12 protein-coding genes are annotated in these 15,071 nt (G+C 38.7%); 10 read left to right on the top strand and 2 right to left on the bottom strand.

The window, feature by feature from the left end:
- Positions 1 to 9 precede the first annotated feature (9 nt).
- The 6 genes from yidC (at position 10) to dapB (ending at position 7,386) form a co-directional block, all read left to right on the top strand.
- Complete coding sequence (gene yidC / locus ACXACJ_RS03690; protein WP_475132922.1) at positions 10 to 1,827, top strand: membrane protein insertase YidC; 1,818 nt, start codon at positions 10 to 12, stop codon at positions 1,825 to 1,827.
- A gap of 86 nt (positions 1,828 to 1,913) precedes the next feature.
- A complete protein-coding gene (locus tag ACXACJ_RS03685) occupies positions 1,914 to 4,004 on the top strand; it encodes a prolyl oligopeptidase family serine peptidase (RefSeq protein ID WP_475132921.1) in 2,091 nt (696 codons plus the stop codon).
- 324 nt (positions 4,005 to 4,328) lie between these two features.
- Positions 4,329 to 5,093, top strand: coding sequence for a ParA family protein (locus ACXACJ_RS03680; RefSeq protein ID WP_475132920.1), 765 nt, complete (start codon positions 4,329 to 4,331; stop codon positions 5,091 to 5,093).
- Positions 5,094 to 5,180: 87 nt separating this feature from the next.
- Positions 5,181 to 6,089, top strand: coding sequence for a ParB/RepB/Spo0J family partition protein (locus ACXACJ_RS03675; protein ID WP_475132919.1), 909 nt, complete (start codon positions 5,181 to 5,183; stop codon positions 6,087 to 6,089).
- Positions 6,089 to 6,673, top strand: coding sequence for a DUF5683 domain-containing protein (locus ACXACJ_RS03670; RefSeq protein WP_475132918.1), 585 nt, complete (start codon positions 6,089 to 6,091; stop codon positions 6,671 to 6,673). The genes ACXACJ_RS03675 and ACXACJ_RS03670 overlap by 1 nt, the downstream gene beginning before the upstream one ends.
- Positions 6,670 to 7,386: a 4-hydroxy-tetrahydrodipicolinate reductase gene (gene dapB / locus ACXACJ_RS03665; protein WP_475132917.1), complete on the top strand. Its 717-nt coding sequence runs from the start codon at positions 6,670 to 6,672 to the stop codon at positions 7,384 to 7,386. Before ACXACJ_RS03670 ends, dapB begins: the two co-directional genes overlap by 4 nt.
- 64 nt (positions 7,387 to 7,450) lie before the next feature.
- On the opposite strand, the gene ACXACJ_RS03660 is transcribed toward dapB, so the two are convergent.
- On the bottom strand, positions 7,451 to 10,681 hold the full coding sequence (locus ACXACJ_RS03660; protein WP_475132916.1) for a S41 family peptidase: 3,231 nt from the start codon (positions 10,679 to 10,681) through the stop codon (positions 7,451 to 7,453).
- Between the two features lie 383 nt (positions 10,682 to 11,064).
- Here ACXACJ_RS03660 and ACXACJ_RS03655 point away from each other — a divergent pair, with 383 nt between their 5' ends.
- The 4 genes from ACXACJ_RS03655 to ACXACJ_RS03640 all read left to right on the top strand — a co-directional run bounded on the left by ACXACJ_RS03655 (position 11,065) and on the right by ACXACJ_RS03640 (position 13,690).
- Entirely contained in the window at positions 11,065 to 11,715 is a 651-nt protein-coding gene (locus ACXACJ_RS03655) for an alpha/beta fold hydrolase (protein WP_475132915.1), read from the top strand.
- Positions 11,716 to 11,756: 41 nt separating this feature from the next.
- The gene (locus tag ACXACJ_RS03650; RefSeq protein WP_475132914.1) at positions 11,757 to 11,936 is read left to right on the top strand and encodes a hypothetical protein; all 180 of its coding nucleotides are present in this window, start codon (positions 11,757 to 11,759) and stop codon (positions 11,934 to 11,936) included.
- Between the two features lie 146 nt (positions 11,937 to 12,082).
- Positions 12,083 to 12,427 (top strand): YciI family protein, encoded by a 345-nt coding sequence (locus tag ACXACJ_RS03645; protein ID WP_475132913.1) that lies wholly within the window; start codon positions 12,083 to 12,085, stop codon positions 12,425 to 12,427.
- Between the two features lie 33 nt (positions 12,428 to 12,460).
- The gene (locus tag ACXACJ_RS03640) at positions 12,461 to 13,690 is read left to right on the top strand and encodes an RNA polymerase sigma factor (protein WP_475132912.1); all 1,230 of its coding nucleotides are present in this window, start codon (positions 12,461 to 12,463) and stop codon (positions 13,688 to 13,690) included.
- Here the strand turns inward: ACXACJ_RS03640 and ACXACJ_RS03635 are convergent.
- A complete protein-coding gene (locus ACXACJ_RS03635) occupies positions 13,687 to 14,937 on the bottom strand; it encodes a metallophosphoesterase (RefSeq protein ID WP_475132911.1) in 1,251 nt (416 codons plus the stop codon). The two genes, ACXACJ_RS03640 and ACXACJ_RS03635, sit on opposite strands and share 4 nt — an antisense overlap.
- Between the last annotated feature and the right edge of the window lie 134 nt (positions 14,938 to 15,071).

The following is a 15,071-nucleotide window of genomic DNA, read 5'->3' as shown; positions in this document are numbered from 1 at the left end:
AACGAGAAGATGGACAGAAATCAGATGATCGGCTTCGGTCTGATTGCAGCGCTGTTAATAGGCTATGCAGTCATTTTTAAACCACCGGTAGCCGAAGAAGATTTAACCCCTGCCGCCACTGAGCAAACCACTGAGAATGCTCAAACACCAAGCAGCGAAACCGAGCAGGAGGTTGAAAGCGATACGATAAAAACCAATTATGATGAACAATATGGCATTTTTGCTGCTGGTGCAAGCGGAACTGCCAAACGTTTAACCATAGAAAATGAAGTAGCCAAATTCACTTTTGGTTCCAAGGGTGGAAATGTAAAATCAGTTGAGCTAAAAGAGTTTAAAACTTGGGATGGCCACCCACTGATTTTGCTCGATGAGGACAGCAACCTCCAATCTTTGGTGATTCCAACTACAAAAGGAAACATCAACCTTTCGGATTTGTATTACCAATCGAATGCGAGTAGCCAAGTTATTTCTAAAGGCGATACGATTCAGGTAAAATACAATCTGGATTTAGGTGGCAACAATTCCATTGAGCAGATTTACACACTTGCGGGCAATTCTTACCAAATCGGTTACGAATTAAAAGTTAATGGCCTGAAAAATGCCATTCTTGGAGAGCAAATGAGCTTGACATGGTTCCACGAAATGAAAAGGTTCGAAAAGAACTTAGATGATTCTCGTGTTAAGAATACCATCAAATGGTACACCATGGCCGAAGATGTAGACGATTTAAAAGCTTCATCTAAAGAGCTTATTCAAGAAAGCATTACAGAACCAATCAAGTGGTTAAGTTTCGACCAAAAGTTCTTTAACACAGGTATTATTGCAGAAAACGGCTTTAGTTCAGCCCAAGTTTCTACGCAAGTACCCATTTCAGATACTACTGTTGTAAAAGGTGGTGAAATGAGATTGACCGTACCTATGGCCGACCTTTATAATGGTGGGAAATTCACTTATTATTTTGGCCCGAACAACTACAAAATTCTTAAGAAAGTAACAGACGAATACGAAGACAACATCAACTTGGGTTACAAACTAGTAAGCTGGGTAAACAAGCTGATTATCATTCCGTTGTTCGACTTCCTTCAGAAATACATTTCCAATTACGGTATCATTATCATGATTATCGTTTTGGTTATCAAGCTGGCACTTTTCCCTCTTTCAAGAAAATCATACTTGTCGATGGCTAAAATGAAGGCCATGAAACCTGAACTTGATGAGCTGAAAGAAAAGTATGGAGACGACATGCAGAAAATGCAGCAAGAGCAAATGAAGCTCTACCGCCAAGTTGGAGTAAATCCTGTGAGCGGCTGTATTCCTGTGGTACTTCAAATGCCAATTTTGTTTGCCATGTTCTTCTTCTTCCCTAATTCAATTGAACTAAGAGGAGAATCATTCTTATGGGCAACAGACCTTTCGACTTACGATGTGTTATTTCACTTACCATTTACCATTCCTTTCTATGGCAATCACGTAAGTGGATTCACTTTGCTTATGACCATGTCTACCATTCTTTATACTTGGTCAAACAATCAGGTAAGTACCGTTCAAGGCCCAATGAAAACTGTGGGTTATGTTATGCCGGTAATTTTCATGTTTGTGCTTAACTCCTACTCCGCTGGGCTTAGCTTCTATTACTTTGTATCGAACTTGGTAACCTTCGGTCAGCAGACTTTGATTAGAAGATTTGTAGATGATGATAAAATCAGAGCAACACTAGAAGAAAACAAGAAGAAGAATGCGAGTAAAGGCAAATCTAAATTTCAGCAGCGCCTGGAAGAAGCAATGAAAGCAAGCCAAGAGGCTAAAAAACAGACGAAAAAGAAATAGACAAATAATAATATTAAAAATAACATTAAAGAAGGCTTCAATAACAGAAGCCTTCTTTATTTTTACCCCTTTCCAAAGACGTTACAATGAAAGCGTATTTATTTTTAGCTCTTAATTTTATATTTCTTTTCAATATAAACGCCCAAGAAATTGAATACCCAAAAACTAAAGTCGCGAATTCTGCTGATACATTTTATGGAGAAGTAATAGCCGACCCTTATAGATGGTTAGAAAACACCAATTCGCCCGAAGTAGTTGATTGGTACCAAAAACAAAACGCTTTAACGAGGAAGGCTTTAAATAAAATTCAAGCTAAACAAGACCATAAAAATCGAATAGATAAATACTCATATGTCGACTTTAATACCCACCAGAAAATAGGGAAGTATTATTATACTCGTATCAGGTATTCCAATCATGGAGAAGGTTCCATTGCGTACAAAACCAGAGAAAATGGCCCTTACAATCTTTTGGTTGACCCAAACTATATAGACAAAAACGACAGAATCAACATTCAGGAAATCCGTCCATCACCAGATTCAGAATTTCTTGCATTTACTTATAACAGAAATGGTTCTGATTGGAGAGAGGTTCAAATTGTAGAAATCAAATCAAAAACCATTCTCTCTGACCATCTCACAGATGTTAAGTTTAGTAATTTGGAGTGGAAAGGAAATGGATTTTACTACAGTAAATATGCTCGCTCAGAAAAATATGGCCCAATATCAAAAGAAGAGATCTATTTCCACAGTTTAGGAGATGATCAAAGCCAAGATAGTTTAGTGTTCCGAAGGGTAAATCCTGCTATTTCGTTTAATTATATGGTTACCAATGATCAGCAATATCTCATTATAGAGGAGAATAATGCTGAAACAGATAAAAAGACCATATACCTTCAGTATTTCAATAACGAAACTCCTAGGTTAATTCCTCTTTTCAGAAATATAGAGAAGAAACTCTCCATTTTAGGAAACGAAGGAAACAAGCTTTTCGCACTTACAAATTACAATTCAGAATATGATCGTGTTGTAGAAATAGATTTATCTAATCCGAATCAATGGAAAGAGATATCTCATTTATTTTCCGATGCGACTTTATTGGATGTCCGTTTTTTTAACAACCGTATCATAAGTTATTACTTCAGTAAGTTCCAAACCATAATGGTTATTCAGGACTTTACCGGCAAAGTTCTCCATACTCATACATTTCCATTGGGAACAACTCCAACTACTATGTTTGGTTCCTATGATGATCTAGAAATAAGCTTTTCATTAAGTGGATATTTGATTCCAGTAGTTGGGATGAAATTGAACCTCCAAACCTTTAAACAATCTATTGTTCAACAAACAACAGTTGGTTATGGCTATGATAAAATCCATACTGAGGTAAAGGAATTTGAAATGAGTGATGGAGCAAAAGTACCAGTGTTATTAATCTATGAAGGGCAACTTGAGCTCGATGGCAAAAGACCGCTTCTATTATCGTCATATGGAGGTTTTGGTACCATTACAAAACCTAGCTTTAATGCTGGACTTATCTTCCACATTAAAGAAGGAGGAGTTTTTGCCTTTGCTGCAATAAGAGGAGGAGGAGAAAAAGGAAATAAATGGCATAAAGCGGGAAAGGGAGATCGTAAGTTAAGGTCTATTCAAGACTTTATAGAAGTTTCTGAAACATTGATTAATGAAGGTTATACAAGTTCAGAATATTTAGGGACTACAGGCGGGTCAAACGGTGGGCTAGTTGTTGCTTCAGCTGCAATATTAAGACCTGACCTTTACAAGGTAGTAGTTCCTGTAGCCTCGCCAAATGACATGATCAGAGTTGAAAAATTCACTGTAGGAAAGTTACACACTCAAGAATATGGCTCTGTTACTTCTAAAGAAGGATTTGAAAATCTAAAGCAATACTCACCTTTATATAACATTAAAACAGATGTAAATTACCCTGCAATGCTTATTGTCACTGGAGATAATGACGATAGGGTCCCTCCATTCCACTCATATAAGTTTGCAGCTGCCCTTCAAAATAGATCAGCACAAAAGAACCCCATTTTTTTAGAAGTTGGTAATGACCAAGGACATAAAGGGCAAGAAGCTCTTCTTGAAAAAATTCAGGAAAAATCGGATATATATGGCTTTATTATGGGTATGATTAATAACATAAAGTACTATTGAAAAAATATTTAAACACTCAATTTCCCTGCTAACAAGCAGTTATAAAGAGTTCATACATTCATCATTTTCAATTGACCTTGAGGACTTATTTCTTTCAATGATTCTTATATCTTTGTAGGCTATTGTTGAACCATCTTTTGCCTAAAACGAAATGTTCCCTGTCGGTTTTCAACAATGTACATTTCGGTTCAAAACAATGGATTATTGCTTCTTTACACCTCTCCATTACACTTATAATTAAGCAGTTATGGAAAGAAACAAAAGCAATTGGCTCAACTCTAATCACCAAATAACTGGACTAGAACCACTTTTTAGAATTGACGAATGGGTAAAATAATTGCCATAGCTAACCAAAAAGGCGGAGTGGGTAAAACTACATCGGCCATGAACCTTGCTGCAAGTTTAGCGGTATTGGAATACAAAACCCTTGTAGTAGATGCCGACCCTCAGGCCAATACTACTTCAGGCCTTGGTTATAACCCAAGAGAAATCACCAACAGTATTTACGAATGCATGGTGGGCAAGGAAGAAATCAGTAATTGCATTATCGATACTGAAGTAAACTTTTTGCACCTGCTGCCATCACACATTAACCTTGTTGGTGCTGAAGTTGAAATGGTAAACCTTAACAAAAGGGAAGAAAAAATGAAGGAAGTTATGAGCCAAATTAAGGACGATTATGACTTTATCATTATCGACTGTGCCCCTTCTTTAGGCCTTATCACCATTAACGCCCTGACAGCTTCCGATTCCGTTATCATTCCTGTTCAGTGTGAATATTTCGCTCTTGAAGGATTAGGCAAGCTCTTGAACACAATCACAATCATTCAAAAGCGTTTGAATTCAAAACTGGAAATTGAAGGCATTCTGCTCACCATGTATGATGTTCGACTAAGGCTATCTAACCAAGTTGTGGAAGAAGTAAATACACATTTTAAGGATATGGTTTTTGAAACAATCATACCTAGAAATGTAAAATTAAGTGAATCTCCTAGCTTTGGCCTACCTGCCATTGTACACGATGCAGAAAGTAAAGGATCTCTGGCGTATCTTAGCCTTGCAAAAGAGATTGGAGATCGCGTAAATTAGAATTCTGAAAATATTGATCCGGTAAAATGAGCGGAGCCACAAGACTTCGTTCATTTTTCTGTATCCATTAATCTATAGTATAATCATATGGCAGCAGCAAAAGCACCGAGAAAGAAAAATGCATTGGGAAGAGGTTTAGGTGCACTACTTGAAGATTCATCAACAGATAACAACAAAAACCTTGAGAGCTCCAGTAACATCGGTAGCATCAATGAAATTCCGTTGAGCCAAATCGAGGTTAATCCTTTTCAGCCAAGAACTCATTTTGACAGACAAGCGCTAGAAGAACTTTCTGAATCCATCAAAGTTCAAGGCATCATTCAGCCTATCACCGTTCGAAAACTGAACGATTCGGAATATCAGCTGATTTCGGGTGAACGAAGATTCCAAGCTTCCAAAATGGCTGGTTTGGAAAAAATACCTGCCTACGTAAGAACAGCCGATGACCAGCAAATGCTGGAAATGGCTATTATTGAAAATATTCAGAGGGAAAACCTTAATGCCATTGAAATTGCATTAAGCTACCAACGACTGCTTTCTGAATGTAAAATTAAACAAGAAGAACTTGGTGAAAGAGTAGGCAAAAACCGAACTACTGTTAATAACTACCTTAGATTATTAAAACTTCCACCAGACATTCAGGTTGGTCTTCGCGATAATAAAATATCGATGGGGCATGCCCGTGCCCTTATTAATATTGAAGATGTTGATAAGCAACTTCATATTTACAAAAAAGCAGTTGAAGAAGAACTTTCTGTTAGAAAAGTAGAGCAGTTGGTACGTGATTTGATGACTCCGAAGGAAGAAAAACCTAAGGCTGAAAAGTCGGATAGCCACCACAGATCGTACGAAGTACAGCAGATTCAAACAAAGCTATCTTCACACTTTGGCACTAGGGTAAACCTAAAAGCTGACGGTCAATTCAGAGGAGAAATAAAAATCCCTTTTGTTTCTACTGAAGACTTGAACCGCATATTGGAGATCATAGACCTATAATGCCAAAATTCGTATTCTCTTTACTTCTTTTAATAGCCGGTTTCAGCCTAAAAGCTCAAACCTCTGCTGATAAAATATCGGACCAAGTGGTGCTTGGAGATACCATTCAAACGCCACTAAAAATCAAAAAGAAATACGATCCCAAAAGGGCTTCTACTCTTTCAGCAATATTTCCTGGCTTAGGTCAAATCTATAATGACAGTTGGTGGAAAGTCCCTATTCTTTATACTGGAATGGGCGTTGCTATTTACTTTATTGATTATAATAATGGTGAATTCATCAAAGCAAGGAGAGGCGTTAAAAAACTTCTAAACTCACAAAAAAGAGGAGAAACCATCAATCAAAATGAACTAAGGTTATATCGTTTAGCAGCTGATAGTTTTCAGAAAGACCGCAACTTAGTCATCATAACGCTTATAGGTATTTATGGTCTCAACATTATTGATGCTGCAGTAGATGCACACCTGAAAGGTTTTGACGTAAGTGATGACTTAGCCATGAACTTTAAACCTAAAGTTGGTGTAATCAGTAACGGCACGCCTTACGCAGGTATTGGCATAACAATTCCAATCAGATCAAAATGAATATTTTATTATTAGGCTATGGCAAAATGGGTCAAATGATCGAAAAAATTGCCATTAGTAGAAACCATTCTATCGCTGGTAAAATCAATATTGATAACAGAAGTGAGCTTCAATCGCTAGATACAGATAAAATTGACGTTGCTATTGATTTTAGTCAGCCCGCGGCAGCACCAGCCAACATCAAATGGTGTATTGATCATAAAATTCCTGTTGTGGTTGGAACAACGGGATGGTTAGATCAAAGAAAAGAAATTGACGAGTACTGCAAGGCTCATAATGGCACTTATCTGTTCGCTTCTAATTTCAGTATAGGCGTAAACATCTTCTTCAAAGTGAACCGCTTTTTAGCCGGTCTAATGAATGGTCAAAGCGCTTATGAAATTTCGATGAAGGAAATTCACCATACCCAAAAACTGGATGCTCCTAGCGGAACTGCCATTACTTTGGCTGAGGGAATTCTTTCTGAAGTAGAAAGGAAAAGTTCATGGATAAATGAACCTACCGATAAAACAGATGAGATTTCGATTCTTTCGGAGAGAGTGGACCCTGCTCCTGGAACCCACAGCATTCATTATGATTCAAAAATTGATTCCATCGAAATCACTCATACTGCACATTCGAGAGAAGGATTCGCCATGGGTGCTGTTTTAGTTGCCGAATGGCTTCCAAGCCAGCAGGGAGTAAAATTCATGGATGACTTTCTACAGTTTTAAAAAAATAGTTAAAAACAAAATGGGGCAACTTAGTTGCCCCATTTTGTTTTATTCAGCAAATGAATCAATTATTCACCTCTTTCAATAATTCTTCAATAGCTTTTTCTAATTGTTGATCGCGACCGTGATCAATCACGCCCGGCATATTCTTGATTTTAAAATCTGGTTCTGTTTGGAGGTTTTCCATCCACTTGCCATATCTGTTTTTAGCACTTACCGGCACTACGCCCCAACGGCCACCGTCAGGCAAACCTTCCCAGCCTGCGAAACTACAAGTACCTGGTGTTGGCATTCCTACAGTTTTTCCAATTTCTAAATCGGTATAGCCTTGTGCGAAACAATGTCCATCAGAATAATTACTTTCATTGAACATAGCCAATGTAGGTTTGGTCCAACGAGAGGTTGGTTCGCCCCCTACTACCTTAGCCGCTGTAGCATAGGTAATGAATGGAGTTCCTGTAAAGAACATGGCCAAATCAGCTACGAGGTCTCCCCCACCGTTGAATCGAGTGTCTACAATAACCGCTTTCTTATCGAAATATTTGCCCATCATATCTTCGTAAATACTTCTATAAGGACCATCGCTCATACCCGGGATATGTACATACCCTAGCTTACCGTTACTTTTCTTCTCTACTTCTTCTTCGTTGATTTTCACCCATCTTTCATAAAGTAGGTTTCTTTCTTCTCCCAATGAAATCGGCTTCATTGTAATTTGTTGCCTCTCTTTAGTTGAAGGATTATATATTTCAAGAAGGGTAAACTGATCAGCTTTTCTATTCAGATAAACTGCCACATCCTTTTCAGGAGAAATGGTTTCTCCATCGATTTTTTCGATGATCATACCTTTTTTAACATCAAGGTTTGCTTTATCGAGAGGACCACCTTCAATTACTTCTTCAATTAAAATACCATCACCTTTGTGTTTGTAATCCATGAAAATTCCGAGAGAAGCAGTTGCATCGGCATTCGGAATACTAGTGCTATAGCGGGCTCCTGAGTGAGAAACATTTAGCTCGCCAAGCATTTCAGAAAGCATTTCAGAGAACTCGTAAGAATTACCAATATAAGGTAAGTACTTGGCGTACTCTTTTCTCATCAATTCCCAATCTACACCATGGAAAGTTGGCTCGTAGAAGATGTTTTTGGTTCTGATGTAAACGTGATCGAACATATATTGCCTTTCTGCAACAGCATCATACTCCATTTCTCCACGAATATTTACACCTTCTCGTTTACCGTTTTCAGGATTGATTTTTGAAATTCTTCCTCCACTTACCAAATACAAATTCTTTTGATCTTTGTCCCAAGTCAAACCACCATAACCGGCATCTAGCCTAATGGCCATTTTGGTTTCTTTGGTTCGTAAATCAGTACTCCAAAGGTTCATGCCTTTTTCAAAACGCGCTAAATAATAAAGCTTCTCACCATCTTTTGAAAGAACAGCATCGCCAAGGCTTGAAGAATGAATGGTTAAGCGTGCTTTGCGCTCTTTCATGTTATCCCAATCAAACTCTAAATCCGCAACTTTCTTCTCGCTAGCTTTTTCGTCCTTTTCCTTTTTATCAGTTTTTTCCTTGTCGTCTTTCTTGGTTGCTTTTTCAACCTCCTTCATCAAGTCGTAATCTTCCTTACTCATGTTGAATTTATCCCAAGCATCTTGATCGAAGAACATGGTGTAAACATCACTTTGACTGCTTCCGCTGGTTGCATAACTCTTCAAACCATTGCGATTGCTAAACCAAATCATCTGCTTTCCATCATTCACCCATTTCGGGCTGCTATCGCTATATCCGCTTTCAGTAAGATTTACTCTTTTAGAACCATCGGCCGCCATTAACAACACTTCACTGTTGCTCAAAGATTTGCTCCAATCCACCAAAAGCCACTTACTGTCAGGGCTCCAAGTAAAATACTTGTCGCCATCTCTCATATGGAAAAGATCTTCTGGCGTTAGAAGTGTAGTTTCTTTACCAGAATCTAGATCTCTAACCTTTAAAGTTCTGCGACCTTCAACATAGGCTAACTTTTTGCCATCGGGAGAAAAAACCGGCAAATAATTGTCCTGCTTGCTTTCAACCAAAACCTCCTCTTTCAACAAAGTTGAGGCAAAGAAGAATGGCTCTTGGTCTTCTCTTTGGCGAGTAGCTTTGTAAATATTCCATTTACCATTACGCTCACTTGCATAAACCACAGATTTTCCATCGGGGCCAAAAGTCACAAACCTTTCTTGTTCTGGTGTATTTGTAATTCTTTTGGTTAAACTGCCATCAACGGAAGTCACAAAAACTTCTCCACGTGCGATAAAGGCGATTTCTTTTCCGTTTGGAGCAATGTCCATTTCGCCAACTCCTCCATTAATTGAAATGTACTTATCGGCATTGGCTTTATCTTGAGTATGCACTGTAATGGCCACTTTTTGTGGTTTACCGCCTTCGCGCATCGTATAAATTTCGCCATCGTAGCCAAAGCTCAAAAGTCCATTTCCGAAACTTAGAAAACGAACAGGGTGAATTTTGAAACTGGTAAGTTGAGAACGGTTGGCAGGGTTATCTAATGAAAGTTTGTGAACGTTGAACGTACCGCTTTCTTCACTCAAGAAGAAAATGCTTTTCTCATCTGCGCTGTAAACTGGTTGCCTATCTTCTCCTACATAAGAAGTAATCATTTTGTGGCTATCCGACTTTTTATCATAAACCCAAATATCTCTAGCAATAGAAGAAGTATGATGCTTTCTAAATTCATTCTCACCACCTTTTTTATCGTGGTAAACCATTTGGTTTCCGCTTTTACTTACTTGAACATATTCAGCAGGAATGGTAAAAATTTGATCCACTCTACCGCCAGTCACAGGCACACTGTACAACTCTGACTGAGACCCGTGAGGATACTGTCTGTGTTCTGCTAAATCTTGGCGAAGCGCTCCGAAAAGCACTGCCTTATCGTTGCTGGTAAAAGTAAAAGGTTGCTCATCGCTCGAATGAAAAGTCAATCGGGTAGCTGGGCCACCATCAACACTCATGGTAAATACATCGAAATTACCATAGCGATCAGAAGCAAAGGCAATGGTTTTTCCATCGTGGCTCCACACTGGCATATAATCATGCGCTTCATGGAAAGTCAATTGAATGGCATCGCCTCCTGAAGAAGCTACTTTGTACAAATCACCTTTGTAGGTAAAAACGATTGTTGAACCATCGGGTGATATGGAAGGATATCGGAGCCATTTAGGCGCCTTCTGAGCATTTAAGCTCACTGTTAAGAAAGTTAGTAGAAGTAACGTGTACTTTTTCATAGAAAGTTGTGCAGTAGTTTATTGGGTGAATCTATGAAAAAAGTGGCTAGAATAGGAAGAAAGAAATACGAGCGGAAGATTTTATAAAAATCGTACCGTTTTTTGAATCTTCCTCCAACATCGAAATTGGCCTTTCCCGTAATTATTGTCGTTCGGTGTGCAATGTTTTTCTTAATTATAAAATAGAGAGAAATCTCAACTTTTCACCTAACACTATGGAAGCCTAATGAGTACTGAAATACATTTTAAACGTTCTGGATTTCATTTTCGAACGATTGCCATTCTATTAATTTTCAATTTGGTAGTATGATAAATTACAACATATACCTGCTAGCTTTGAAGCAGAGTTTAGGTAGATGTGTACTACAAAATTGCACCTATAGATGAATTCACTTTACAATAGCCCAAAGGCTAAAGAGGATATTAAATCGCTTTATTTTCAAAAGCTTGATAGCCTTGGCATTACATACAATACTCAAGTTATTGAAACCAGTTTTGGCAACACCAACATTGTGGTTACAGGCTCACAAGAAAAGCCTCCCGTTGTATTGATTCACGGCACAAATGGCTGCGCCCCAATTGCCTTGGATGCTATGCAGGGCTTATTCACTGATTATAGAATTTACGCTATCGATGTAGTGGGCCATCCTAACTTGAGTGAAGAAAAAAGACCATCGGTAAATGGTAACGCTTATGGCCAATGGATGCACGAAATCTTATCGCGCCTTCGCTTAAGAAACGTTTTTTTAATCGGGATGTCCTTTGGAGGCTTTGTTAGCTGGAAAATCCTTTCATTCGATCAATCGCGAATTGATAAAGCCATTTTAGTAATGCCGGCAGGCATTGTAGATGCTGGGCACAGCAATGCGCTTCAAAAATTGTTTATACCAATTCAGTTGTATCGTTCTACACGTAACCCTGAATATTTGCATAAAATCCTAGACGAACTTTTTGAGCAGAGATCTGAATTTATCGCGGATTATCTGTCTAAAGTTTTCTCGAATTCAAAACTGACACTACCCTTCTACCCTTAATTACGGAAGAAGAAGCTCAACGCATTCATATTCCCGTTCATGTGATTGCTGCTGACAAAGACTTACTTTTTCCTGGTGAAAAATTGATTGAACGCTCTAAAAAGCTTTTTCCATCAATTGCCCAAACTTGGCTTTTGGAAAACAGTAAACATATCCCTACACCCGAAAACTATATCAAAATCAATCAATTCATCAGAAACATATTGAGTGAAGGCGTATAATCGGTCGCTTCTTCCAAAGAACAATCCACTTGGGAGTTCAATACATATTTAAGAACTTATAAAAGTTTTTGGAGTCAGGTGTCCAATTCAAAAGGCTTCATTTGTCATTGAATTGAAACGATTTTCTAAACTTAAAAAGAAGAAATATGGATGAATTTATGCTGATTTTCAGACACGAAGATGGAGGCAAACTGGCTTCTCCTGAGCAAATTCAAGCTTGGATGAAACAAACTATGGACTGGCTTGGAAGCATAGCTGCTCAAGACAAACTTGTGAGCCATGGCAACGGCCTTGCTTTTGACGACAGCAAAGTTGTTGGTTATAATAATGTGGTAACCAATGGGCCATTCGGGGACATTAAGGAAACCATTGGCGGCTTTGTTGTGGTTAGGGCTGAATCTGTGGATGAAGCTGTAGAATTTGCCAAAGGAAGCCCAGTTCTTCAAGGTGAAGGCAACACGGTAGAAGTCAGAAAAATTGCGAAGCATTAATCTAATTCAGGAGGTTTAAAAGCCTCCTTTTTTATGCAAACTCCAGAGTTAATTCCCCACCTTTTTAGGCAAGAGTTCAGCAAAATTGTGTCGGTGCTGTGTAAAAGCTATGGTTTTAGCCATATTGAAACCGCTGAAGATATTGCTAGCGAAACTTTTACCACGGCTCTGGAAGTATGGCCTAGGCAAGGTATTCCTGAAAAACCAACGGCATGGCTCTACACCGTAGCAAAAAACAAAGCCAAAAATCAACTCAGCCGACTTCAGAATTTCGATAAAAACATTTCCCCAAATATTTTCACGCCTTCTTCGGAAGTTCTAGAAATAGATTTAAGTCCTGCGAATATTGAAGATAGCCAGCTTCAAATGCTATTTGCCATTTGCCAACCAACTCTTTCTGCGGAATCACAAATCGGCTTGGCTTTAAGAATTTTATGTGGTTTTGGGATAGAAGAAATCGCCAATGCTTTTCTCAGTCAAAAGGAAACCATCAACAAAAGGTTATTTCGAGCCAAAGAGAAACTTCGGAAAGAGAAAGTCACCATCACCTTCCCTACCGAACCAGAAATCGACAACCAACTCGACAATGTGTTAACCACGCTCTATTTGCTTTTCAACGAGGGTTATTATTCAGAAAGCCAGAATGCAATCATCAGAAAAGAACTTTGTTTGGAAGCCATGAGGCTGATGTACTTGCTCAAACAAAACTCAAAAACGAATTTACCCAAAGTGAATGCGCTTCTGGCTCTTATGTGTTTTCAAACTTCCCGAATTGAAGCGCGCACAGGTGAAAATGGTGATATGATTTTATATGAAGACCAAGACGAAAGCTTATGGGACAAAACATTAATCACAAAAGGAGCAGAACTTTTAAAAGAAGCTTCACGAGGAGATTTTATCTCTAAATATCACATTGAAGCCAATATTGCTTTCTGGCATACGCAAAAGAAGGACAGCCTTGAAAAATGGCAAAACATTCTTCATCTCTACAACCTTCTTTTGGTGCAAGAGTACTCGCCCATTGCCGCTTTAAATCGAACCTATGTTATTCACAAAGTTTATGGTGCCGAAAGGGCTATTGCCGAAGCTGAAAAATTGAAGTTAGATAACAATCATTTTTACTTTGTGCTTCTCGCAGAGCTTTATCAAGAAGTTGACAATGACAAGGCTCTTAAACACCTAAACACAGCACTTTCAATTAGCCAAAACCCAACTGAAAGAGATTTAATTCAATCTAAAATAGAAAAGCTCAAAGCTGTTTAAACTGGCGTTCTGCTCAATTCTATGATGGTAATTTCCGGAAGAATACCAATACGACCAGGAAAGCCCAAAAAGCCAAAACCTCGGTTTACGTACAAATGCTGACCACCCTGGGTGTATAAATCCGCCCACTGTTTGTACATCCACTTTGAAGGGCTCCAACGGAAATCCCCAATCTCCACCCCGAGCTGCATTCCGTGAGTATGCCCAGCAAACATCAAATCGATATCGGCATAATTAGGCCTTACTTGAGCATCCCAATGACTAGGGTCGTGAGAGAGTAAAAGTTTAGCATCGCCTTCTGCATTCAAATATGCCTCATCCAGTTTTCCATATTTTGGGAAGCGGCCAATGCCCCAATTCTCCACACCAAGAATAGCAATCTGATCTCCGCCAATATTCATTAAACGGTTTTCATTCATCAGCAAATCCCAACCTAAATCTTTATGGACTTTAATCATGTCTTGCAGGTTTTGCTGCTTGGCCGCCATCGATGGCCATACCATATATTCTCCATAATCGTGATTCCCAAGGGTGGAATACACGCCCAAATCAGCTTTGATTTTAGAGAACATATCAAAGTAATCCTTCACTTCTTTGGTTTGATTGTTAACCAAATCACCCGTAAAGAAAATGGTGTCGGGCTTTTCATTCAGGAGTAAATCGACACCGCCTTGAACAGCCTTTTTATCGAAGAAACTCCCACTGTGAATGTCAGACAATTGGCCAATTCTCATTCCGTGAAAGCCCTTAGGCAAATTAGGAAGATAGACTTTTTTTCTTCTGACTCTATAATCATATGCCCCGGAAACAATCCCAAAACTCATGGTCACTACAGGTAAGGTAGCAGCCGCCACAGCTGATTTTGCCAGAAATTGCGAACGCGTTATCTTCTTTCCTGTAACTGCTTCTTTTCTGGCTTGTCTCTTCTTTCGCGATTCAAAAAAGAACTTGAGAACTCTTCTGATATCATCAATAAAGACAAAAACCAGCCCTAATAATTTAGCTGCATAGGACATGAAGATGATGGAAATAATGAACATGAAGGATACTGTTCCCGTTTGGGAAAACCTTAAACTTATTACAAGCCCCATCATTACAATGGCCTGTAAAAGATAAGCTCTCTTAATCCACTTGGCTCTATTGGCTTTTACGTTCTTTAAAAGTGTTTTTGTGGCTTGGTAAGCATAGAATTCTACCCATCCCAAAAACATCAACATCAACAAAAACGGCAGTATTCCTATCTTCATAATTTCTTTAACTCTACTTTTTAACGGTCTGCAAAAAAAGAGCTCTCGGGAACCACCCCGAGAGCCACCAAATCAACCTTAACTATGAACGGTGCCATTTTCAGACACCATAATCACCACATAGTATTTTGAAT

This window comes from Roseivirga sp. AWQ4_251 (genome assembly GCF_056158225.1).
The sequence above is the reverse complement of the archived record's forward strand: the minus strand, read 5'-3'. Positions and strand labels throughout refer to the sequence as shown.

What these genes read in the sequence shown, in the direction of transcription:
- yidC (WP_475132922.1), top strand. Translation starts at nt 10, where the DNA reads ATGGACAGAAATCAGATGATCGGCTTCGGTCTGATTGCAGCGCTGTTA.
- ACXACJ_RS03685 (WP_475132921.1), top strand. Translation starts at nt 1,914, where the DNA reads ATGAAAGCGTATTTATTTTTAGCTCTTAATTTTATATTTCTTTTCAAT.
- ACXACJ_RS03680 (WP_475132920.1), top strand. Translation starts at nt 4,329, where the DNA reads ATGGGTAAAATAATTGCCATAGCTAACCAAAAAGGCGGAGTGGGTAAA.
- ACXACJ_RS03675 (WP_475132919.1), top strand. Translation starts at nt 5,181, where the DNA reads ATGGCAGCAGCAAAAGCACCGAGAAAGAAAAATGCATTGGGAAGAGGT.
- ACXACJ_RS03670 (WP_475132918.1), top strand. Translation starts at nt 6,089, where the DNA reads ATGCCAAAATTCGTATTCTCTTTACTTCTTTTAATAGCCGGTTTCAGC.
- dapB (WP_475132917.1), top strand. Translation starts at nt 6,670, where the DNA reads ATGAATATTTTATTATTAGGCTATGGCAAAATGGGTCAAATGATCGAA.
- ACXACJ_RS03660 (WP_475132916.1), bottom strand. Translation starts at nt 10,681, where the DNA reads ATGAAAAAGTACACGTTACTTCTACTAACTTTCTTAACAGTGAGCTTA.
- ACXACJ_RS03655 (WP_475132915.1), top strand. Translation starts at nt 11,065, where the DNA reads ATGAATTCACTTTACAATAGCCCAAAGGCTAAAGAGGATATTAAATCG.
- ACXACJ_RS03645 (WP_475132913.1), top strand. Translation starts at nt 12,083, where the DNA reads ATGGATGAATTTATGCTGATTTTCAGACACGAAGATGGAGGCAAACTG.
- ACXACJ_RS03640 (WP_475132912.1), top strand. Translation starts at nt 12,461, where the DNA reads ATGCAAACTCCAGAGTTAATTCCCCACCTTTTTAGGCAAGAGTTCAGC.
- ACXACJ_RS03635 (WP_475132911.1), bottom strand. Translation starts at nt 14,937, where the DNA reads ATGAAGATAGGAATACTGCCGTTTTTGTTGATGTTGATGTTTTTGGGA.